Source organism: Mycobacteroides chelonae, assembly GCF_016767715.1.
GTDB lineage: Bacteria > Actinomycetota > Actinomycetes > Mycobacteriales > Mycobacteriaceae > Mycobacterium > Mycobacterium gwanakae.
Map to the genome: position 1 here is coordinate 1,917,383 of NZ_CP050145.1, position 20,602 is coordinate 1,937,984.

The window sequence follows — 20,602 nt, forward strand, 5'->3', positions numbered from 1 at the left end:
TCTGCACGTCTGCGAGCCTAGACGACCTGCTTACCCATCCGCTCGCGCAATCGCATGTCCCAGATGAGCACGGAGTAGGACAACGTCCACAGCTGCGCGGGCAGCATCCGATCGGCGATCCGCAGCGCGCTTAGCAGCGCGTCGAACCGGCGCTGGTCCCGATCCGACCACGGAACCTGCAACAACTCCCGGAACTGCGGCGGCAGAAACCCTTTGGTGGCAAACAGATTGAACCTCCCCGCCGCTCGCAGCGGCCAGGGCAGCATCTTGAACGACGCGACACCCAGCAGATGCTCGCGCACCGGCGCGTCGATCCGCAGCCCGTCGAGGGAACGTTTCCAGTAGTCGTTGAACGCATCCCGATCCGGCGGCCACTGCTCGGGCCGCACCTGCAAGGCCGTGCCGATTCGCGCTCCGTCGCGGTAGATCTCGTCGGCCGTCTCGTCATCGAGGGGACCGTGCAGTGACTCGTAGGCCTGCACGTAGTACTGGTACAGACACGCGGCCACCCACAGCTGCAGATCAGGATCGAAGGCGTTGTATCTCACCGGGCTTGTAGACGTCGAGCGCACCCGACGGTGCACCGCGTCGACACCGCGCTTCATCACCGCGCGATCGTGCTGGCTGCCCATCGTCGCGACGGCCAGAAACATCCCGGTGGTCCGGGCTCGTTTGAACGGATGCTTGTAGACATTGCCGCTGTCGACAGGGCTCTCCAGCACTCCGTATCCGACACCGGGGTGTGAAAGCTGCATGATCACGTTCGAGGCAGGCAACAGCAGCGACGCGGGATTCACCAGGTCCACAAGCCTGGCAGGCGAGTGCTTCATTGCACAGCAAATTCTATAGGGTGTTTGCGTGTCGCGCCGAGGATTTCGCGCCGCGGGTATAGCCCTCGGTTACGCCCTGGACCTGCGCTTTGGCGACCCACGGCGGTTTCACCCGGTCGCCGGTTTCGGGCAGGCCGCTGCTGCGCTGGAGTCGTACACCTACCGGGACACCAAGCTCGCCGGGGCGGCCCACACCACCGCACTGTTGACCGCTGTCACCGCCGCCGGGTGGGCCGCCGAACGTGCGGCACGCCGCTCCGCGACGGCCACCGTCGTCGTGACGGCCGTCGCGACCTGGGCCACGCTCGGCGGAACCTCGCTGGTTGGAGTCGGCGCCCGGATGTCGGACCACCTGTATGACAACGACATCGACGACGCACGCGCGCTGCTGCCATCTCTGTGCGGCCGGGACCCGAGCCTGCTCGACGTCGACGGCATCGCCCGCGCCACCGTGGAATCTTTGGCCGAGAACACTTCCGACGCCCACACCGGTCCACTGGTATGGGCGGCGCTCGCCGGAGTGCCCGGTGCGCTGGCCTACCGCGCGGCCAACACCCTGGACGCCATGATCGGCCACAAGTCGGCCCGGTACCTGCGATTCGGCTGGGCGGCAGCACGGTTGGACGACGTGCTCAACCTGCTTCCGGCCAGGGTCACCGCGCTGGCCACGGCGCTCGCGGCTCCCTTCCTTGGGGGCTCAGCCGTCGCGTCGCTGCGTGTCTGCCTGCGCGACGGGCATCGCCACCCCAGTCCCAACGCCGGCGTGGCTGAGGCGGCCTTCGCCGGGGCCCTCGGCGTGCGTCTGGGCGGCCCGGTTCGGTATCCGTACGGCGAGGAGGTCCGTCCCACCTTGGGCCGTGGCGGCGCACCCAGGGTGGGTGATGTGTATGAGGCAGCTCGGCTTTCGCGTGCCGTCCAGCACGTGACGGCCGTTATCGCGGTGCTCGCTGCGCTGCGTCAGCGCCGTCCGTAACGGTCGGCCAACCGCTCCTCGGCAGTCTTCGGTACCCCGGGTTTCGCCGCTTTCACGGCAGCGGCCGCGGCGCGGCGCTGCCTGATTTCGGAGAACACGAAGTACCCCAAGCCGATTGGCGCCAGAATCCCGAACGCGATCCACTGGATGCCGTATGAGAGGAACGGCCCGGCGTCCAGCTGCGGCAGCGGGATCGCCCCCAACCCGCCCGGCTGATTCTCCGAGAGCTGTAGATACGGCTCGGCAAGCGGAGTCTTCAGTAGCGTCGCGACCTGCCCGGGAACGATCGAATACACCTGGTATTCACCGTTTTCCAGGAATGGTGCCTTCTCCGACTGCTGTTCGGATTCCCGCAGCCGCGCGTTGATCGTGACCTGCCCGGTGGGCGCAGGGGGTACTGGCGGCGCACTGGTGCCCTGCTCGGGACGCACATAGCCGCGATCCACCAGAATCGCGGGACCACCGTCGACCTGGAAGACCGTCAGCGCTTCATAGGCCGGCTTGGCGTCGATTACGCGCAGCCGGGCCAGCACCTGGCGATCCGGCAGATAGTGGCCCGTTGCCGTCACACGGCGCCATTCGGAATCCTCGGGCATCGAATGATCAGGCCGTAGCTCATCTTTCAGCGGCACCGGGTCGGCGCTCACCGAATGGGCGATGCGGCTGTTCTCCCGTGAAGTCTTGGTGTTCTTGCCCAGCTGCCAGGGAGCCAGCACCGTGAAACACAGGTATGCGAAGGCGACGACGACCAGCGCCAGGGCAATCCAACCCGGGCGCAGCAGGAACGCGAGCCGTCGCATCAGCTGCTCTCTCGCTCCGCGAGTGTCTGGTCGACCCACTCGTGCAGGCCGGGCATCGCGGCCTCGATGACAGACAGCACATCCACGAAATCGTCGCGGCCGCCGTAATACGGGTCCTCGACATCCATGGCCGCCCGGCTGGCCCGCGGATCGAAGGACCGCAGCAGCCGCACTCGCTCGGGGTCGGCTCCCAGGTGCAGCAGCATCCTGGAGTGGTTGCGTGCCAGGGCGATGATGAGATCGGCGCTCAAATGATCGTCGTCTACCTGGGCCGCGCGGTGATCCGTCGGATAGCCGTATTCGGCCAGCACACTGGTCGCGCGTTCGTCGGCGGGCTGTCCGGCATGCCAGTCCCCGGTACCGGCGCTGCTGACACGGACCCGATCGCCCAGGCCGCGTTCGGCGAGCTGATGCGCCAGCATCTTTTCGGCGATGGGGGAGCGGCAGATGTTGCCGGTGCACACGAAGGTGACGTGCAGCTCAGACATGAAGCTCCTCGCGCAACTCCTGCGGGGTACCGACGCGCCCGATGATCCATTCGGCAAGTTCGCCGGGAGCGCCGTCGAAATCCGTTGCTCCATAACCCCAGTCGACGACGACGGTGCCGATGCCGTGGGCGGCCGCGCCCTCCACATCGTGCACCCGATCGCCGACCATCACCACGCCGGTCGCCGGAATCTGATCCAGCTGGGACAGCGCGTGCGCGATCACATCGGCCTTGCTGGACCGCACACCGTCCGGGCTCGCACCCGCGATCACCTGGAAAAACTCGGCAAGCCCGAAATGCTCCAGGATGCGTGCCGCGATCGGCTCGGACTTAGATGTAGCCACCACCATGGGCACCCCGGCATTGCGTAGCCCGGTCAGTACGTCGTGGATGCCGTCGAACATCTCATTGACGGCCCATCCACGTTCGCCGTAGTCGGCGCGGTAGGCCGCAATCGCATCGTCGGCACGGTCGCCGAGGCCCATCGAGCCGAGGGTGATGTGCATGGGCGGTCCCACCACTCGCGACGCGATATCGCCGGTGGGTTCGGGGGCGCCGACATGGCTGAGCGCGTGACGGAAACTGGAGACGATCCCCGGTGCAGAATCGGTCAAGGTGCCGTCGAGATCGAAGATCACCAGCATCGGAGGAGCCACCCCCCTACATTAGTGTCGAGACATGACTGGGCCGCGAAAGGGAGTGCGCTACCACGGCGACCAGGCGCTGACACCCGGCGTCCTGGACTTCGCTGTGAACGTGCGCGCTGTTGCGCCGCCGCGGTGGCTGCGCGACCGTCTCGCATCCCGGCTCGATGACCTGGGCGGTTACCCGCGCCGGGCCGATGAGGAGCGCGCCATCGCGGCGATCGCCGAACGACATGGCCGAACAGTCGACGAGGTGTTGCTGCTGGCCGGCGCCGCCGAGGGCTTCGCGATGCTGCCTCGGTTGAACCCGCGACGGGCCGCGGTGTTCGCGCCGGGCTTCACCGAACCGGAAGCAGTCCTTGCCGAGGCAGGGGTCCCCATCGACCACGTGGTGTTGCCGCCACCCTTCGCTCTCGGGCCTCATCATGTCCCCGGCGAGGCCGACCTGGTGGTCATCGGGAACCCCACCAACCCGACCTCGGTGCTGCACCGCCGGGCGGATCTGCTCGCGCTGGGTGGCCCTGGGCGAATCCTGGTGGTCGACGAGGCCTTCATGGATGCGGTGCCGGGTGAGCCGGAGTCGCTGGCCGGACACCGACTGCCCGGGCTTGTCGTGCTGCGCAGCCTCACCAAGACGTGGTCGCTCGCGGGATTGCGCGCCGGCTACGCCGTCGGTGATCCCGAGGTGCTGGGCAGGCTCGCGCATGGCCGTGCGCATTGGCCCTTGGGCACACTGCAACTCGAAGCCCTCTTCGCCTGCAATACCCCGGAAGCGATTGCACACGCCGCGCAGGACACGCAGCGTCTTGTCGAGACGCGCCGTGAGCAGGCGGACGCGCTGCGCGGCCTGGGACTGACGGTCGCCGATGGATCCGCACCGTTCCTACTGGTGGCCGTGCCCGATGCGGAATTGATGCGAAAAGGGCTGGCGGTCAATAACATCGCTGTCCGCCGCTGCGACACCTTCGTGGGGCTCGACGGAGACTATCTGCGGGTGGCGGTGCGATCCGAATGGCCGGAGCTGGTGCAAGCGATGAAGGAGATTCTGTAGTGGGTGTGCGGCTCGCGGACATCATCGGCGTGCTCGATGCGGCGTATCCGCCCGCGCTCGCCGAATCCTGGGATTCGGTGGGTTTGGTCTGTGGTGATCCAGACCAGCAGATCGACGCGGTAACCGTCGCTGTTGATGCGACGGCATCGGTGCTCGACGAAATGGACAACACCGGTTCACATCTGCTGTTGGCACACCATCCGCTGCTACTGCGCGGTGTCGACACGGTGGCAGCCAGCACCCCCAAGGGTGCGTTGATTCATCGTCTCATCCGTTCCGGCGGTGCCTTGTTCACCGCGCACACCAACGCCGATTCGGCGAGCCCCGGTGTGTCCGACGCGCTGGCCGAAGCCCTTGGGCTGACGGTGACTTCGGTGCTGGCCCCGCAGTTCGCCGACTACGACAAATGGGTGGTGTTCGTGCCCACCGAGTCGGTAGATACGGTGCGCCGTGCCATGTTCGACGCGGGTGCCGGGCATATCGGCGCCTACTCCGACTGCTCCTGGCGCGTCACCGGCACCGGCCAGTTCCGGCCGCTTGAGGGTTCGGACCCCACTATCGGTGCGCATGGCGTCGTGGAGCAGGTTGTCGAGGACAGAGTGGAAATGGTGGCCCCGTCCCGGCTGCGCTGTGCCTTGTTCGCGGCTATCCACGCCGCACACCCCTACGAGGTGCCGGCTATCGACGTATTGCCCATGGCACCGGCCCCGGCGGGCACCGGTTTGGGACGCGTGGGTGTGCTTGCTGAACCAGAATCCTTACGTGACTTTGCATCCCGAGTAGGTGCCGCGCTGCCGGAAACTGTGTGGGGAACCCGCGCCGCCGGCGATCCGGACGCGTTGATCAAGACCGTCGCTGTCTGTGGTGGCGCCGGCGACTCGTTACTGAGCGCCGCCATCGGAGCCGGGGTCGACGCGTACGTCACGGCGGATCTGCGGCACCATCCCGCAGATGAGCACGCACGGGCAAGTAGCGTTGCACTCGTTGACGTGGCGCATTGGGCCAGTGAATTTCCGTGGTGCGCCCAGGCGGCGCGGGTGCTCGACACGGAGTTCGGGAAGAAGTTGACGACCAAGATCTCACCGATACGCACCGACCCGTGGACATTAGGAGTCAAGGCATGAAAGCCAATCCGGCACAACAACGTCTACTGGTAGACCTGGCATCGGTGGATGCCGAATTGACGCGCATCGCGCATCGGCGGGCCAATCCTCCGGAACGGCAGGAACACGGCGAGCTACAGGCACAACAGCGGACCATCCTCGACGAGGTGGGCGCGCTCGGCATCGCCTTGGAGGACCTGGACGTACAGGTGGCCAAGCTGGACGCCGAAGTCACCGCTGTCCGTCAGCGGGAGGACCGTGACCGCTCGCTGTTGGCCTCAGCCAGCGTGAACCCGAAGGAACTCACCGATATTCAGCACGAGCTCGACACCCTTGAGCGTCGTCAATCCAGCCTGGAGGACTCGGAGCTGGAATTGATGGAGCGCCGTGAGGAGCTGCAGGCCCAACAGGCCTCGGCGCAGGCCAACGCCGACAAGCTCGCGGAGAGGGTGGCGGAGATCGAACGGATCCAGCGTGCGGTTGCCATCGACACCGACGCCGAGGAGAACCAGATTAGGCAGCGTCGTGACGGGCTGTCGTCCTCTATCGACGGACCGCTGCTGGAAACCTATGAACGGCAGCGCCGTTCGGGGGGTGCGGGAGCGGGTCTGTTGCAAGGCAACAAGTGCGGCGCGTGCCGTATCGAGTTGGACCGCGGTGAGCTGGCCCGAATCTCCGCCGCCGATGTCGACGAGGTCCTGCGGTGCTCCGAGTGCAGCGCGATCCTGGTGCGCCCGTGAGAGTTCTCGTCGAAGCTGACGGTGGTTCGCGCGGTAACCCCGGATTGGCCGGATATGGCGCAGTGGTGTTCGCACCCGATCACGAGACGGTGTTGGGGGAGGCCTGCGAGGCGATCGGGCACGCCACCAACAACGTGGCCGAATATCGCGGTCTGATAGCGGGATTGGCGGAGGCAGCACGCCTGGGCGCCACCGAAGTCAGCGTCTCCATGGACTCCAAACTTGTCGTCGAGCAGATGTCGGGCCGCTGGAAGGTCAAGCACCCCGACCTGATCACGCTGTATCAGCAGGCCGTCACCGCCGCGATGCAGTTCGAATCCGTCAGCTACCGGTGGATACCCCGGGAACGCAACAAGCATGCCGACCGGCTGGCCAACGAGGCGATGGACCGCGCGAGCGGCATCGAGCCCAAAGCGCCGAAGAAGCCGAAGGAACCCAAGGAGTCCAACGAAACCAAGGCTGCCGATGCCGCGCCGGGCTGGACGGGTGCGCGCGGCAAGCCCACTCGAATGCTGTTGCTGCGCCATGGCCAGACCGAACTGTCGGTGCAGCGCCGCTACTCGGGGCGCGGAAATCCCGAGTTGACCGCGCTGGGGCGTGAGCAGGCCGCGAACGCGGCGCGCTACCTCGCGAGCCGCGGCGGCATCGCCGCCGTTGTCAGCTCCCCGCTGGGTCGCGCCAAGGAGACCGCTGCCGCGGCTGCCGACGCGCTGGGAGTTCCGTTGACCGTCGATGACGATCTGATCGAGACCGACTTCGGCAAGTGGGAGGGTTTGACGTTCTCGGAGGCCTCCGAGCGCGATCCGGAGCTGCACGCGCAGTGGCTCAGCGACACGTCGGTGACTCCGCCGGAAGGGGAGAGCTTCGACACCGTGCATCATCGAGTACGTCGTGCACGCAATCGGATCATCGCCGAGTACGGCGGCGCAACGGTCTTGGTGGTCTCTCATGTCACGCCGATCAAGACGCTGCTGCGTCTGGCGCTGGACGCCGGACCGAGCCTGCTGTATCGGCTACACCTTGATCTGGCATCGCTGAGCATCGCCGAGTTCTATTCAGATGGGCCGGCTTCGGTGCGACTCGTCAACGAGACCTCATACCTGACTTAGGCTGTCGCCATGGCTTCTCGTGATCACGGTGATCCGGGCGATGCGCCCACCATTGCCCCGCCCCTGGAAGACGTCGCCAACCCGGCCCGGCCCTCGGCCGCCGAGGAGGCCAGAACGGTCGCGGCGTCTACGAACACTGCGACGCTGGCCAGTTTGTCTGCCGACGGTGACCCGTGGGCCTCGTTGGTCACCTATGGGCTGCTGGGCGGAGCACCCGTGCTCTGCGTATCGCAGATGGCCGAACACGGACGCAACCTGATACGTGATGCCAGGGCCAGCCTGTCCATCGTGGCGCCCAACGCGCCCGAGGATCCGTTGGCCAACACCCGGATCACCCTCGCCGGGAAGGTGCGGCGGCCCGGCGCCGAGGAGTTGTCCGCGGCCCGCGAGGCGCATATCGCGGCAGTGCCCGCGGCGCGGTACTACATCGACTACAGCGATTTCGCCGTCTGGATTCTGGATGTCGAACGCGTGCGCTGGGTGGGCGGTTACGGCCGCATGGACTCGGCCAGCGGCGCCGATTACGACGCGGCCGCACCCGATCCGGTGTCGACGAAGGCAGCCGGCGCCGTCAGCCACCTCAACGACGACCACGGGCAGGCGCTGCTCGCGATGGCACAACGACTGGGTGGATACCCGGACGCCACGGAGGCTCGTTGTGAGGGAGCCGACCGGTACGGGTTGGACATCCGGGTGAACACACCGCGCGGTTGGTCCGTGACCCGAGTCGGCTACGTCAACCCCATCAACTCGCTGAACGAACTCCGGGGTGCGACCGTGCAACTGGCGCGGCTCTCGGCCCCGGGCGCATAGCGCGCGGAGGCTTCGATGTCCACCAATCAGCAAGATTGTGGATAACTCGCACTGCGGTCGAATGGCTGTGGATAACAACAGAAGCGACGTGTATCGAACTGATGTTCGACTACCGTTGTTGATGTGCCTCAGAGTGATCCGGCCGTGCGCGCGGCGTGGCTCGTCGAACGAATCGCCGAGCTAGAGCGGGTGAAAGCCGCCGCTGCCGCGGAACAGGCCTACGCGGCAGTCCTGCTCGACCGAGCTCGGCGCGAGGACGAGGCCGCTACCGGGGTGCCACGGCGACGCCAAGGCGTGGGCGTCGCCACCGAAATCGCCTTGGCGCGCCAAGATTCACCGGCCCGCGGCGGTCGTCATCTCGGTTTCGCGAAGGCGCTCGTGAACGAAATGCCCCACACGCTTGCGGCGTTGGAGTGCGGAGCGCTGAATGAATGGCGCGCGACCATTCTGGTGCGCGAGACCGCGTACCTTGCCGTCGAAGATCGGCAGAAGATCGACGTCGAGATGTGCGCGGACTCGTCCCGGCTGCGGGGGATGGGCGATGCCCGCCTGACCGCGGAGGCGAAACGTCTGGCGTACCGACTCGATGCGGAGGCCGTGGTGCGCCGCGCGCGCCGGGCCGAGAACGAACGCCGGGTATCCATCCGACCGGCTCCTGACACCATGACGTACCTGACGGCGCTGCTCCCGGTGAAACAGGGTGTGGCGGTCTATGCGGCTCTCAAACGTGCCGCTGACGCATCGATGGATCCTGTTCGTGGCCAAGGGCAGATCATGGCAGACACCTTGGTGGAACGAGTGACTGGTGTGCCGTCGGCCGAGGCGGTTCCCGTGGGCGTGAACATCACGATCTCCGATGAGGCGCTGCTGGGCGGCGGTGCCGAGCCCGCGACGATCGCGGGTCATGGGCCCATCCCGGCCGCTGTAGCGCGCCGGCTCATATCGGATGCGGTCAGCGCCGGTGCGAAGGTTCGCGCACGACGGCTGTACCGGCACTGCGGCACAGGCGCGCTGCCGAGTCGCGAAGCCGTTTGTTCCCCAAGGCGCTGGCGGAGCTGATCGATCTGCGCGATCAGACCTGCCGGACGCCGTACTGCGATGCCCCGATTCGGCACCACGACCATGTTGTGGGCAGTGCTCGGGGTGGGGCTACCTCATTCGTGAACGGTCAAGGCCTCTGCGAGCGTTGCAATTACGTGAAGGAGTCCCCGGGATGGAGACATACTGTCGCGATCACGACTCCGACGGGATCGGTCTATCACTCGACCGCCCCGCCGCTGCCGTGAGTAAAAACGGCCACAAGGCGAGAACAAAGATGCCGACTACGGCGACCGGCGCAATGAACGGCAGCCAGGAGGAGTGTCCCGCCGGTATGGCTGCTGCGAGCAATGCCACGCAGCCGAAGAGCAGTGCGGTAAGGATCTGAGACGGCCATCGCCGGGTATACGCGGCCGATAGGCATATCACGGCGGCCAGACCGCAGAGCATCGCAACTACCGGGGAGACATCAGTGCGCGCCAAGACTCCGATGACCAGTAGCACGGCCACGGCCACACCCGCTTTCACCGGCGTCGTCCCACTCGCGGGCGCCGCGGCAGCATGTGCATGGCGTGGTTGAGTCCGGAGTCGTGGCTCCAGCCGACCACGTCGACTCCCGTGACGGCGATATTGCGGTACATCCGTGAGCGTTCCAACCGCCACCAGCGGGCGACGATCGGATCAGGTTCTTCACGAAAGGGGGAGTGGTCGAGCACGTCGACGACCAGGACCGGGTGCCCGCGCCGTCGAAGGTCGGTCAGTGCCAGCCCGAAATCGGCGTTCAGCAGGGTGGAAAATGCCACCACGATCGCGTTGGGTGGCACGGCGGCGCGCGGGGCAAGTGCACTGGTGCTGTGCGCATGCCACTCTCCGGCATCGAGAATGGCGTCAAGCAGGCGATAGAACTGATGGCGACCGATATCGGGGGTAAGCCATCGCGGGGCACTGCCCAGCAAGACCACGCCCGCCCGGTCGCCGCGCTGCAACACCGATTGCACCAGCTGGGCGGCGCCGCGTGCGGACCGCTCCGTCGCCACCGTCGCCGGGCCCGAGGGTTGAGGGTAGGTGTCAATCAGAACGACTACGTCGGCGGCTCGATCGGTGAGTCGGTCGGTGACGTGCAACTGGCCCCGCCGCGCACTGACCCGCCAATTGACCGTGCGCAGTGAGTCACCCGGGACATACTCGCGAATATCGGCGTACTCGACGCCGGGGCCGTGATGACGCGTGAGATGCGTGCCGATGAGGTCCGGAAGGTCGGCGGGCGGCAGCGTGATGTCCTGCGGATCTGCCAAGGGATATACCCGCAGCTCGGCCACGGGCAGAGTCACCGGAGCCCCGACCCACAGCCCGGAAACCGAGAGCGTCTGAACCTCAACCGCAAGGGTGTACCGGCCCCAGCGTTGCGCCGACACACGCATCGTCACCTGGCTGGGCGTTGTCGCCTTATCCACCTCGATCTGTAGACCGTCGACCGGCACCGCGCGCAGCCGACGCACCACCGCCGGTTCGGCAGCCCCCGCCGACGCGGTGATTGTCACCGTCTCAGACTCCAAGCACCGTAACGTTTCTGACTCGTCGCGGACCCATACCCGCGCGGGTACGGGCAGTTTGGCTGCGCCGACGAGCACACCGATGAGCGGCGCCGCGAAAACGGCCAGCTGCCACCTGCCCGTCACCATCGCCAGCGTCAACGCGATGCCGGCGCATGCCGCCAGCACCGACACCAACGGAGATGCGCGCCAACTGGTCATCCCGACGCTCGCGGTACCGGTAGCCGGTGCAGCAGCTCGTCGACCACATGTGCACCGGTGATGCGGCGCACCCACATCTCGGGGCGCAGACTGATCCGGTGCGCCACCGCGGGCACCGCAAGCGCCTTGACGTCCTCAGGTATCACAAAGTCGCGGCCCAGCAGCATGGCGCGGGCCCGCGACATCTGCACCAGATCCAGCTCGGCGCGCGGACTGGCGCCCACCTCGACATGTGAGTGCGTGCGCGTCGCGGCGGCCAGCGCGACAATGTAACGAAGCACGTCCGGATGCACCGAAACGTGCTCCACGGCTTCCCGCATCATGACAAGGTCTTCGGCGGCGATCACCTGTGAGACCGTCGGCTGTGCCGATCCCCGGCTCAATCGACGCTGCAGCATCTCAATCTCGAGATCCTCGCTGAGGTATCCCAATTGCAGCCGGATCGCGAATCGGTCCAGCTGCGCCTCGGGCAGCGGATAGGTTCCCTCGTACTCGATGGGATTGTCCGTTGCCAGCACCACGAAAGGTGCTGGCAGTCGGCGAGTTTCACCGTCGATGCTGACCTGACCCTCCGCCATGGCCTCCAACAGTGCCGATTGCGTCTTCGGTGGGGTTCGGTTGATCTCGTCCGCCAGCAGGAGATTCGTGAAGATCGGTCCGGTCCGAAACTCGAACCGCCCGGATGACATGTCGTAGATCGTGGAGCCCAGCAGATCCGCAGGCAGCAGATCGGGAGTGAATTGCACCCGGGCGAATTCGAGTCCCAGCGCGGCCGCGAACGACCGGGCGATCAGCGTCTTGCCCAGGCCCGGCAGATCTTCGATGAGGACATGCCCGCGCGCGAGGATTGTCAGCAGAATCAGTTGCAACGCATCGCGTTTCCCGACTACCATCCGCTCGATCTCGGTCAGCACCGCATCCGCGTGCTGGGTCGCGACGGAAACCGGAAGTGTCGTCACATCTGCTCCAAGCGTTCGAGTATCGATTGCAATACCGCACGGCCGGGGGCGGGCTCGGCGCGGTCAACATGCGAGGCGCCGTTCGGATCGACCCAACGCCACAACTCGGGGCCAAACGTCACGCGGCCGGTCTCGGCAAGTGCGGCGCGATCTTTCGACTGTCGATGACCCGCCGCCATCGCGAAGTCGGCCGCGATCAACGGGCGCAGGTGCCGATCCCAGTCGCCGCGGGTCCGCTCGGCCCAGCTGATCCTCGCCTCGGCCCGTGCTAGCCATCGGTACAAGGTCTCGTCGGCCGCAAGACTGGCCGAAGGCAACGGCTTAGGCCCAGGCGCACTGTGCAGCTGCCTCCACAGCAGATAGAGAGCGACGGCAACCACCGCGCCGGTGATCGCAAGAGTGTGCGCGCGCAGTGGGCTGGCAGCCACACAGGCCTCGGCCACGATCACCATCAGCAGTACAGCGGTCGCGAGCCACTTCATGGCCTACTCCGCAGGTCGTCCAACACGGTCTGCAGCCATCGCACCGCGGATTCACGATCGGTCTGCGTCATCCGGTGCGGGCTGAATCGGGCCTCCGAAAAGAGCGAGACAAGCTGAGTGCCGGCCTGCGATTGCAGGGCACCAAGATGGACCGCTCGCTGCAGGACTTCTGACGGGGTATCCGAGGCAAGGGGTGCTGCCTCGGGCGCGGCGGTGAGCCCCTGCTCCATGGCCGCGTAGCAGGCGATGATGGATGCGCGCGGATCGCGCCCCGGTTCGGCCACCTCGGCGAGACCGAGTTCAACGAGGTGGGCCAGGGATCCCGGTGTGGCATCGGCGGCCGCGGATTTCCCGGGAGGATCGCCGTCGGCATCCACGGTGTCCGGGTCATTGCGTCGCAATACGAAAACCATGACAGCGATACCGATCAAGACCACGCCCAGGATCACCATGGGCATTCCGGGCTCGTCCCGTTCCGGCACATCACCGGGTGCCTTGCGCGTCGGGGCGTCCGCGGGCCGGCTTGGCGCGGAAGTGCCGGGAACGGATTCGCGCACCGGAGGATTACCGGTCGGCCTGCTCAGATAGAGGGACATCCACACCGCACCCACCAAGACAAGCGCACTGGCGGCCGCAATGAGGGCCTCGCGCCGAGTCAAACCTCGAAACCGTAAATACGACGGGCTCTCGGTCGGCACCGGCATGCCGGTGCGGCGCCTGCGCAGGCTCAACAAGATAAGTATGGCTGCGACACCACATAACAAGAGCTGCAACGCTATTGAGTGTGGCTCATCGCGAGGTTCCTCGGGCCGGGGGAGCACCTTCGTGTCCGGCGGCAGGTAGCTGCGCAGTGCGACAACCGATAGCGCGACCAGGACGATGAGCCCGCTCGCTCGCAAGAACAGTCTGTTGTCACTGTTCATGCCTCATCGTCACATGTAGAGGGTCGTTCGCGTCAGCAGACGGTCACGAATTGGTGCCCTCGGGAATGAGGTTCGTAATGCAGAAGGGGTGACCGGCCGGGTCGATCAGCACCCGCCATCCGCCCGGATTCGGCTGGGTTTCGGCCTTGGTCGCGCCGAGCCCCAGAATGCGTGCCTCTTCGGCATCCAGATCTGCTGCCGCCAGTTCGAGATGCAGTTGTTTCGGGACAGCCCCGGCCGGCCAGTCCGGCACGCGATGGTCTGCCACGCGCTGAAAGGTCAACAGCACGGCGGCGCCCTTCACCGCGACGAACTCGTCGCTTTCGAACAGGATCTCCAGGTCGAGGACCTGCTGGTAGAACCGGGCCAGCGCCGCCGGATCTGTGCAGTCGATCGATATCGCGCCCAGTCGAGCCGTTGTCGTCATGGTGATGAGCTTGTCACGAGTACGATGACCGCGCGGACGAGTTGGCCGGGCGGCCGCGAGCCACGGGAGAAATCCCGCGGCCCGAGGAAAGTCCGGACTTCACAGAGCAGGGTGATTGCTAACGGCAATCCGAGGTGACTCGCGGGACAGTGCCACAGAAAACAGACCGCCACCCGCAAGGGTGGTAAGGGTGAAACGGTGCGGTAAGAGCGCACCAGCGGACCGGGTGACCGGTTCGGCTCGGTAAACCCCACCCGAAGCAAGGCCAAAAGGTTGTGCTTGCACAGCTGCGGAAGTGTTCGAGGGCTGCTCGCCCGAGCTTCCGGGTAGGCCGCTTGAGGTACCCGGCGACGGTGTGCCCAGATGGATGGTCGCCGCTGCGCGGCCGCGGCTAGCCCGCGGCTGTGCGGAACAGGATCCGGCTTACAGGCCAACTCGCCCGCCTCTTAGCCTGGATTACTCTGGCGTGGTGACGTTGAAGCGGCTGGTTGCCCGCGACCTCGGCTTCGACGGCATTCGTGCCGAGTTCGCGCTCCCCGCCGAATTCGGCCCCGGCGCGCAGCGCGACGCCGCCCAGGCCGTCGACCGTCACCACACCGAGCGCATCGACCGCACCGATCTGGAGCTGGTCACCATCGACCCACCCGGAGCGCGCGATCTGGATCAGGCCCTGCACCTGGAACGCACCGCCGACGGATATCTCCTGCATTACGCCATCGCCGATGTGGCCGCGCAGATCGAGCTCGGCAGCGCGCTGGACATCGAGGCGCGACAGCGCGGCGAGACCATCTACCTGCCGGATGGCTCGGTGCCGCTGCACCCGTTGGTGTTCTCCGAAGGCTCGGCGAGCCTGCTACCCAACGAGATTCGGCCTGCCGCCTTGTGGCGCATCGAAACCGATGCCGCTGCCAATCCGGTCAGCTGGAGCGTCCAACGCGCCCTGGTGAAATCCGTGCGACAGCTGACCTACCGGGAGGCCCAGGACGCGGCCGACGCCGGCAATCCGCACCCCTCGATTGCCCTGCTCCCTGAGTTCGGCCGTAAGAGAAGAGACCTCGGTCTCGCGCGGGGTGCCATCGAGCTGAATCTGCCCGCGCAGGAAGTGGTGCGCGGCCCCAGCGGCGACTGGGAGCTGGCGATCGAGGCGCGCACCGACACCGATGGCTGGAACGCGCAGATATCGCTGCTCACCGGGATCTGCGCGGCGCAGATCATGCTCGACGGCGGCATCGGCATGCTGCGTACGCTGCCGCCCGCAGACGGCGACGTACGCCGGTGGATGCGTCGCACCGCCGAGGCGCTGGGGCTGCCCTGGACAAACGACACCCCGATCGGGGCCCAGCTGGCCGCACTCGATCCCTGTGCCACAACAACATTGGCGATGATGACACAGGCCACCACGCTCCTGCGGGGCGCTTCCTATCTGGTGTTCGACGGAAACCGGCCGGACGATCAGGCCGCGGGACATGCGGGCATCGCTGCCCCCTACGCGCACGTGACCGCACCGCTGCGACGGCTGGGGGACCGGTTCGTCACCGAAATCTGCCTGGCACTGTCGGCCGACTCGCCGGTGCCGCAGTGGGCGCGCGACGCTCTGTCGGATGTCAGATCATCGCTGCTGACCTCGAATACGCTGGCCAACAAGGTGGAACAGGCGTGCGTGGATCTCACCGAGGCCACCGTGCTTGCCCCGCAGAAGGGGCAGACCTTCGATTCGGCGGTGCTACGAGGTGCCGAAAAGAAACGATTCGCAGAGGTCTTCGTGACCGATCCGCCCATCCTCGCCCGCTGCCAGGGAGATCCGCCCGAGGGGCAGCGCGCGAAACTCACCCTGCGTGAAGCAGATCCGGACACCCGGACCGTGCTGTTCGGCTTCCCGGCAGAGGGCAGCTGATCACTTTTTGTGACGCACGGCCTTGCGGAGTGCCTTGAGCGTTGCCTCCACCTGATGGCGTGCGGTCTCGGCGGCATCGTGCTCGCGCTGGTACAGCACCCCGTAAGTGAAGGTGTCCTCGCCGGCGGCGTGCGCCTCGTTGGCCTGCGTGGCGAGATAGGCGCGACTCACCGTGCTGTCCTGATGCTCACCCAGTAGTTCCTGAATATCCTTGGCCGCCTGGGAGACTCGCTTGGCGCCCTCTGCGCTGGCCACATAGCGCAACCGTTTGGCCGACTTGCGGATGCGATGGAGGGCCTCGTCGCGGTACTCGCCCTCGGCGCGCGCGGCCGCCCGCGCCGCTCGGCGCACCTTGCGGTACGCGGCATCGAGCGTTCCGCCCTCGTCCGAGTGATGAGTGTCTGATGCCGGTCCGGCGGAGGTGACCAACGCGTCCAGGGAATCGAGCAGCCGGAAGTAGCGATGACTGCGCATCGCCGCCAACGACCGGCGCAACCCGTTGTCGTAGTTATGCCTGGCGGCGTCTACCAATCGTTCGTGTACCGGGCCGCGGATGAGTGTTTCGGGAAGCTCGGAGAGTGCCGCGTCATATCGCTGCGCGAGTACCTCTGCGTCGCGCGCCACCCCGAGAATGTTGGCGAGCAGGCGGAGCTCATCGAGCGCCTCGGGATTAGCGTCCAGACCGAAGCGCTCGGGATTGGACTGCAGGAGGCTGCGGATGCGCCGGATGGTGACCCGCATCTGGTGCACCGAATCGTCGGTGTCCACCCGTACCGCACGGTCCCAGCCGAGCAGCTGATCCAGTTGTTCGAGCAGTGCGCGCTGGATCGAGTCCGTGCCCTTCCGCTCCCGTTTGGGCACGTCAAGAACGCGAGCCAACTTTGATCCGTGCCCGGCAGGGGCCGCCCCGGCATCCAGTAGACGTGCGGTGACCCTGTCGAACAGTGTGGAGTCGCCGAACTCCGACAGCTCGAGCTCCCATTCGCGCCAGCTCTGCTCGGAGTCTTCCTCCGCACCCGTCAGCCGCGCGGCGGTCACGTGGTCATCGCAGAATTCGGCGAGCTGCTCGCCCTGAGCACCGATCAGCTGGGAGACGGTGCGCACGGTGCTGATGCGGGCGACCGGTGCGAGCTCGTCCTCGCGCACGACCGCGAGCACGGTGTCCCGCAGCTCTTCCGGCACGGCGTCATCGCCTTCATTCAGGGGGAGACGCAGCTCTGTTCGGGTGTCCGGTCCGGCGGGCAATTTCAGATGCCATCCGGCGTCGGTGCCGCCGGTACGGCGTCGCAAGGTGATCCGGTGCTGAGCCAGCCGCTGATCGGAGGTGTCAAAGTACACAGCGTCCAAATTTTGCTGGGGCTGCAGCTCGACCCGCGCGACGGCGGAAATTCCGTCGAATGAGGGACTGATGGTCGCGTCGGTGACGTCGAACTTCCGCTCGACCTCGACGTGTTGAGATGGCATGAGAGGTGTGCCCTGACGGTCGAAGGGACGGGGTGCTCAGCGTGTGCGGGCGAGGCGAGTATGCGACACGGTGCCACATTCAGGTAAACAATGGTCACGAGTCGTCACGGGGTAATCTAAGATTCTCTTAGGGTTCTCATAAGGTCGGGGTATCAGATTTGGGAAGCGATATTCGTTTAGCACCGCGTGTGGTGCCGGGTGTCAGTGTTGCCTGGTCGGTATTGTCCCCCTTATGGGCCGCCAGTCGTGTTCACAGCTAGACCGAGGTCACCATGAAGTTACGCGTTGAGGAGTACTTGGACGGCAAAGGTGCTATCACCTTGCCAGACGGTTACACCGTCAACTACTACCTTGAGCGTGCCGTCGAACAGCTGGGCGACACATTCGCGTACCGATACCTGGACTTCAATGCGAACTCCGATGGCGAACCCAACGATCTCAACTGGACACAGCTTGGCCAGCGCTCGCAGGCCGTAGCGGCACGGCTGCAGCAAGTCACCAAGCCTGGGGATCGCGTCGCGATCCTCGCCCCTCAGGGCATCGACTATGTGATCGGTTTCTATGCCGCCATCGAGGCCGGCAACATTGCGGTCCCGTTGTTTGCTCCGGAACTTCCTGGCCACTCCGAGCGGCTCGATTCGGTGCTTACCGATGCGCAGCCGACGGTGGTGCTGACCAACAATGCCGCCGCGGAATCGGTCAGCCGATTCGTACGCGGGCTGCCTCGGGAACGGCGCCCCCGCGTGGTCGCGGTCGACAGCGTCCCCGATTCGGTGGCCGCGACCTACGTCAAGGTCACACCGGATACCGATGACATCGCATACCTGCAGTACACGTCCGGATCCACCCGGGTTCCCGCCGGTGTGGAGATCACGCACCGTGCGGTGATGACCAACGTTCTGCAGATGATCATCTCGGTCGGCCTGGATGACAGCATCCGCAGTGTCAGCTGGCTGCCCCTGTACCACGACATGGGCCTGCTGATGATCCTGTTCCCGCTGTGCGGCGGCCGGATCACGCTGATGTCCCCGGTGTCGTTCGTGCGGCGTCCCGGACGGTGGATCAAGGAACTTGCCGCTGAGGCGCACCTGGGCCGAACCTTCGCCGCCGCACCGAACTTCGCCTTCGAGCTGGCCGCCGAGCGTGGTCTGCCCAAGGACAACGAGGAACTCGATCTGAGCAACGTCGCGGGCCTGATCAACGGATCCGAGCCGGTGAGCATCTCCTCGATCCGCAAGTTCAACGACGCCTTCGGCCCCTACGGGCTGCCGCCGACGACCATCAAGCCCTCCTACGGCATGGCGGAGGCGACGCTGTTCGTTTCCACCATTCCCTCCGACGCCGAAGCGTCGGTGGTGTACCTGGACCGCAGGGAGCTGGGCAACGGGCGTGCCGTCCGGGTCGAGTCCGACGATGAGCATGCGGTTCCGCAGGTGTCCTGCGGCAAGATCTCGCGCAGCCAGTGGGCGGTGATCGTCAACCCCAATGCTGACACCGAGCTGGTCGACGGCGAGGTCGGTGAAATCTGGCTGCACGGTGACAACATCGGGCGCGGCTACTGGGGCAGGCCCAAGGAAACCGACTTCTCGTTCCGTAACAAACTGCAGGCCCGACTCGACCAAGGCAGCCATGCCACCGGCACCGAGCCCGGCGCTACCTGGTTCCGCACCGGAGACCTCGGTGTGTACCTCGACGGTGAGCTGTACATCACCGGACGGGTCAAAGACCTGGTCATCATCGATGGCCGCAACCACTATCCGCAGGACATCGAGGCCACCGTCGAGGAAGCCTCACCCGCGGTGCGACACGGTTTTGTGGCGGCGTTTTCGGCGCCCGCGAACGAGCTGCCCCCCGGCGTCGACCAGGGCAATGGCACGGGGGAGCGGTTGGTCATCGTGGCCGAGCGCGCGGCCGGCGCGGGCCGCGCGGCACCGGAGCCCATCGTCGATGCCATTCGGGCGGCTGTCTCACGGCGGCACAACCTGCCCATCGCGGACATCCAGCTGGTTCAGGCAGGCGCCATACCGCGTACCACCAGCGGAAAGCTCGCACGCCGAGCCTGCCGCCAGGAATACCTGGACAACAAACTCGGCGTGCGCGCCTAGCTTGGCGTGATCTGTCAGTAGCTGTGCTCGGGAGCGGGGAACGCCCCGCGCGCCACCTCATCGGCATACTGCTCGGCGGCCTTGCGCAATTCCGCGCCGACCTGGCCGAACTGCTTGACGAACTTGGCGGTCTTGCCGCTGGTCATACCGGCCATGTCCTGCCACACCAGGACCTGGGCGTCGCATTCGCGGCCCGCGCCGATGCCGACGGTCGGGATGGTGAGCTTGCCGGTGATCTGTGTTGCCAGCTCGGCGGGCACCATCTCCATCACCACGGCGATGGCTCCGGCTTCCTGTACCGCGATGGCATCGTGAATGAGCTGTGCGGCGGCGTCGTCGCGGCCCTGAACCCGGTATCCGCCAAGGCTGTTCACGCTCTGCGGGGTAAAACCGATGTGTGCCACCACCGGAATCCCGGCAGCTGTCAGTGTCGCGATCTGCTCGGCAACGCGTTCTCCGCCTTCGAGTTTCACCGCGTGCGCGCCGGCTTCCTTCATGAACCGGGTCGCGCTCGCCAGGGCCTGGGCGGCCCCGCCCTCGTACGAGCCGAAGGGTAGGTCGGCGACCACCAGTGCCTCCGTCGCGCCGCGAACCACGCCGCGTACCAACGGAATCAGTTCGTCGATGGTGATCGGCACGGTGGTGTCGTATCCATAGACCACATTGGCGGCCGAATCCCCGACCAGCAGAACAGGAATCCCGGCCTCGTTGAAAATCCGTGCGGTCGAGTAGTCGTACGCGGTGAGCATCGACCACTTGTGGCCCTCGGCCTTCCACTTCTGCAAGTGGTGCACGCGGGTCTTGGTGCGAGGCTTCTGGGAAGTCTCGGAAGCAGCGCCATACAAGGCAGATTCAGACATCAGCGTCTCTTTCGGTCGTCTCCTCAAGGCCCATCCGGGTCCCTGGGTTTCTAACGATCTTCAGTCTGCCACCGGGCGGCGAGGAGATGAATAACTGAGCGGGTGGACTTGGTCACACCTGAGGTCGCAGCATTCGGGCACGAGGG

The 20,602-nt window shown here is 66.1% G+C and carries 20 protein-coding genes, 1 other RNA gene and 1 pseudogene; 10 read left to right on the forward strand and 12 right to left on the reverse strand.

Translation table 11 applies throughout. The features are described 5' to 3' along the window. Positions 1-17 precede the first annotated feature (17 nt). The gene (locus HBA99_RS09525) at positions 18-830 is read right to left on the reverse strand and encodes an oxygenase MpaB family protein (RefSeq protein ID WP_070951135.1); all 813 of its coding nucleotides are present in this window, start codon (positions 828-830) and stop codon (positions 18-20) included. A 28-nt stretch (positions 831-858) separates the two neighbouring features. Here HBA99_RS09525 and HBA99_RS09530 point away from each other — a divergent pair, with 28 nt between their 5' ends. Continuing rightward, the gene (locus tag HBA99_RS09530; protein ID WP_070951134.1) at positions 859-1,803 is read left to right on the forward strand and encodes a cobalamin biosynthesis protein; all 945 of its coding nucleotides are present in this window, start codon (positions 859-861) and stop codon (positions 1,801-1,803) included. Here HBA99_RS09530 and HBA99_RS09535 read toward each other — a convergent pair. Genes HBA99_RS09535 through HBA99_RS09545 form a run of 3 tightly spaced genes read right to left on the reverse strand, consistent with a single transcriptional unit; the run spans position 1,788 to position 3,734 of the window. Further along, positions 1,788-2,603: an SURF1 family cytochrome oxidase biogenesis protein gene (locus tag HBA99_RS09535; RefSeq protein ID WP_070951133.1), complete on the reverse strand. Its 816-nt coding sequence runs from the start codon at positions 2,601-2,603 to the stop codon at positions 1,788-1,790. The genes HBA99_RS09530 and HBA99_RS09535 overlap by 16 nt on opposite strands. Next, positions 2,603-3,091, reverse strand: a complete 489-nt coding sequence (locus HBA99_RS09540) for a low molecular weight protein-tyrosine-phosphatase (RefSeq protein ID WP_070951132.1) — start codon at positions 3,089-3,091, stop codon at positions 2,603-2,605. The genes HBA99_RS09535 and HBA99_RS09540 overlap by 1 nt, the downstream gene beginning before the upstream one ends. Then, the gene (locus HBA99_RS09545) at positions 3,084-3,734 is read right to left on the reverse strand and encodes an HAD-IA family hydrolase (protein ID WP_081347565.1); all 651 of its coding nucleotides are present in this window, start codon (positions 3,732-3,734) and stop codon (positions 3,084-3,086) included. Before HBA99_RS09545 ends, HBA99_RS09540 begins: the two co-directional genes overlap by 8 nt. Before the next feature lie 34 nt (positions 3,735-3,768). Here HBA99_RS09545 and cobC point away from each other — a divergent pair, with 34 nt between their 5' ends. The 6 genes and pseudogenes from cobC (at position 3,769) to HBA99_RS09575 (ending at position 9,836) form a co-directional block, all read left to right on the forward strand. After that, a complete protein-coding gene (gene cobC / locus HBA99_RS09550) occupies positions 3,769-4,785 on the forward strand; it encodes an Rv2231c family histidinol phosphate aminotransferase CobC (RefSeq protein ID WP_070951131.1) in 1,017 nt (338 codons plus the stop codon). Continuing rightward, the gene (locus HBA99_RS09555) at positions 4,785-5,909 is read left to right on the forward strand and encodes a Nif3-like dinuclear metal center hexameric protein (RefSeq protein ID WP_046253346.1); all 1,125 of its coding nucleotides are present in this window, start codon (positions 4,785-4,787) and stop codon (positions 5,907-5,909) included. The genes cobC and HBA99_RS09555 overlap by 1 nt, the downstream gene beginning before the upstream one ends. Next, positions 5,906-6,628 carry a zinc ribbon domain-containing protein gene (locus tag HBA99_RS09560; protein ID WP_070951130.1) on the forward strand — a complete coding sequence of 241 codons (723 nt, stop codon included), beginning with the start codon at positions 5,906-5,908 and terminating at the stop codon, positions 6,626-6,628. Before HBA99_RS09555 ends, HBA99_RS09560 begins: the two co-directional genes overlap by 4 nt. Then, positions 6,625-7,737, forward strand: a complete 1,113-nt coding sequence (locus tag HBA99_RS09565; RefSeq protein WP_070952260.1) for a bifunctional RNase H/acid phosphatase — start codon at positions 6,625-6,627, stop codon at positions 7,735-7,737. Before HBA99_RS09560 ends, HBA99_RS09565 begins: the two co-directional genes overlap by 4 nt. A gap of 9 nt (positions 7,738-7,746) precedes the next feature. Further along, positions 7,747-8,550 (forward strand): HugZ family pyridoxamine 5'-phosphate oxidase, encoded by an 804-nt coding sequence (locus HBA99_RS09570; RefSeq protein ID WP_070951129.1) that lies wholly within the window; start codon positions 7,747-7,749, stop codon positions 8,548-8,550. 123 nt (positions 8,551-8,673) lie between these two features. Then, positions 8,674-9,836 (forward strand): annotated as a pseudogene (locus HBA99_RS09575) (HNH endonuclease). Here the strand turns inward: HBA99_RS09575 and HBA99_RS09580 are convergent. From HBA99_RS09580 to HBA99_RS09605, 6 genes are read right to left on the reverse strand one after another with little or no spacing between them, the layout of a single operon-like run. Next, on the reverse strand, positions 9,784-10,098 hold the full coding sequence (locus HBA99_RS09580; RefSeq protein WP_165615217.1) for a hypothetical protein: 315 nt from the start codon (positions 10,096-10,098) through the stop codon (positions 9,784-9,786). The pseudogene HBA99_RS09575 and the gene HBA99_RS09580 sit on opposite strands and share 53 nt — an antisense overlap. A gap of 14 nt (positions 10,099-10,112) precedes the next feature. Continuing rightward, on the reverse strand, positions 10,113-11,342 hold the full coding sequence (locus HBA99_RS09585) for a DUF58 domain-containing protein (RefSeq protein WP_070951128.1): 1,230 nt from the start codon (positions 11,340-11,342) through the stop codon (positions 10,113-10,115). Further along, positions 11,339-12,301 (reverse strand): AAA family ATPase, encoded by a 963-nt coding sequence (locus HBA99_RS09590; RefSeq protein WP_070951127.1) that lies wholly within the window; start codon positions 12,299-12,301, stop codon positions 11,339-11,341. Before HBA99_RS09590 ends, HBA99_RS09585 begins: the two co-directional genes overlap by 4 nt. Next, a complete protein-coding gene (locus tag HBA99_RS09595; RefSeq protein WP_046253353.1) occupies positions 12,298-12,783 on the reverse strand; it encodes a hypothetical protein in 486 nt (161 codons plus the stop codon). The genes HBA99_RS09590 and HBA99_RS09595 overlap by 4 nt, the downstream gene beginning before the upstream one ends. Next, positions 12,780-13,706 (reverse strand): DUF4129 domain-containing protein, encoded by a 927-nt coding sequence (locus HBA99_RS09600; protein WP_070951126.1) that lies wholly within the window; start codon positions 13,704-13,706, stop codon positions 12,780-12,782. Before HBA99_RS09600 ends, HBA99_RS09595 begins: the two co-directional genes overlap by 4 nt. 43 nt (positions 13,707-13,749) lie before the next feature. Beyond that, on the reverse strand, positions 13,750-14,133 hold the full coding sequence (locus tag HBA99_RS09605) for a VOC family protein (RefSeq protein WP_070951125.1): 384 nt from the start codon (positions 14,131-14,133) through the stop codon (positions 13,750-13,752). Positions 14,134-14,170: 37 nt separating this feature from the next. Between HBA99_RS09605 and rnpB the strand changes: the two genes are divergently transcribed. Beyond that, positions 14,171-14,575, forward strand: an RNA gene (gene rnpB / locus HBA99_RS09610) — RNase P RNA component class A. Between the two features lie 27 nt (positions 14,576-14,602). Next, positions 14,603-16,027, forward strand: coding sequence for an RNB domain-containing ribonuclease (locus tag HBA99_RS09615; protein ID WP_081347704.1), 1,425 nt, complete (start codon positions 14,603-14,605; stop codon positions 16,025-16,027). Here HBA99_RS09615 and HBA99_RS09620 read toward each other — a convergent pair whose 3' ends face one another. Continuing rightward, positions 16,028-17,491, reverse strand: a complete 1,464-nt coding sequence (locus HBA99_RS09620; protein ID WP_046253356.1) for a CYTH and CHAD domain-containing protein — start codon at positions 17,489-17,491, stop codon at positions 16,028-16,030. It lies immediately after the preceding gene. A 272-nt stretch (positions 17,492-17,763) separates the two neighbouring features. Between HBA99_RS09620 and HBA99_RS09625 the strand changes: the two genes are divergently transcribed. Continuing rightward, the gene (locus tag HBA99_RS09625; RefSeq protein ID WP_046253357.1) at positions 17,764-19,596 is read left to right on the forward strand and encodes a fatty acyl-AMP ligase; all 1,833 of its coding nucleotides are present in this window, start codon (positions 17,764-17,766) and stop codon (positions 19,594-19,596) included. A gap of 14 nt (positions 19,597-19,610) precedes the next feature. On the opposite strand, the gene panB is transcribed toward HBA99_RS09625, so the two are convergent. Then, on the reverse strand, positions 19,611-20,456 hold the full coding sequence (gene panB, locus HBA99_RS09630; protein ID WP_070951124.1) for a 3-methyl-2-oxobutanoate hydroxymethyltransferase: 846 nt from the start codon (positions 20,454-20,456) through the stop codon (positions 19,611-19,613). Positions 20,457-20,602 lie beyond the last annotated feature (146 nt).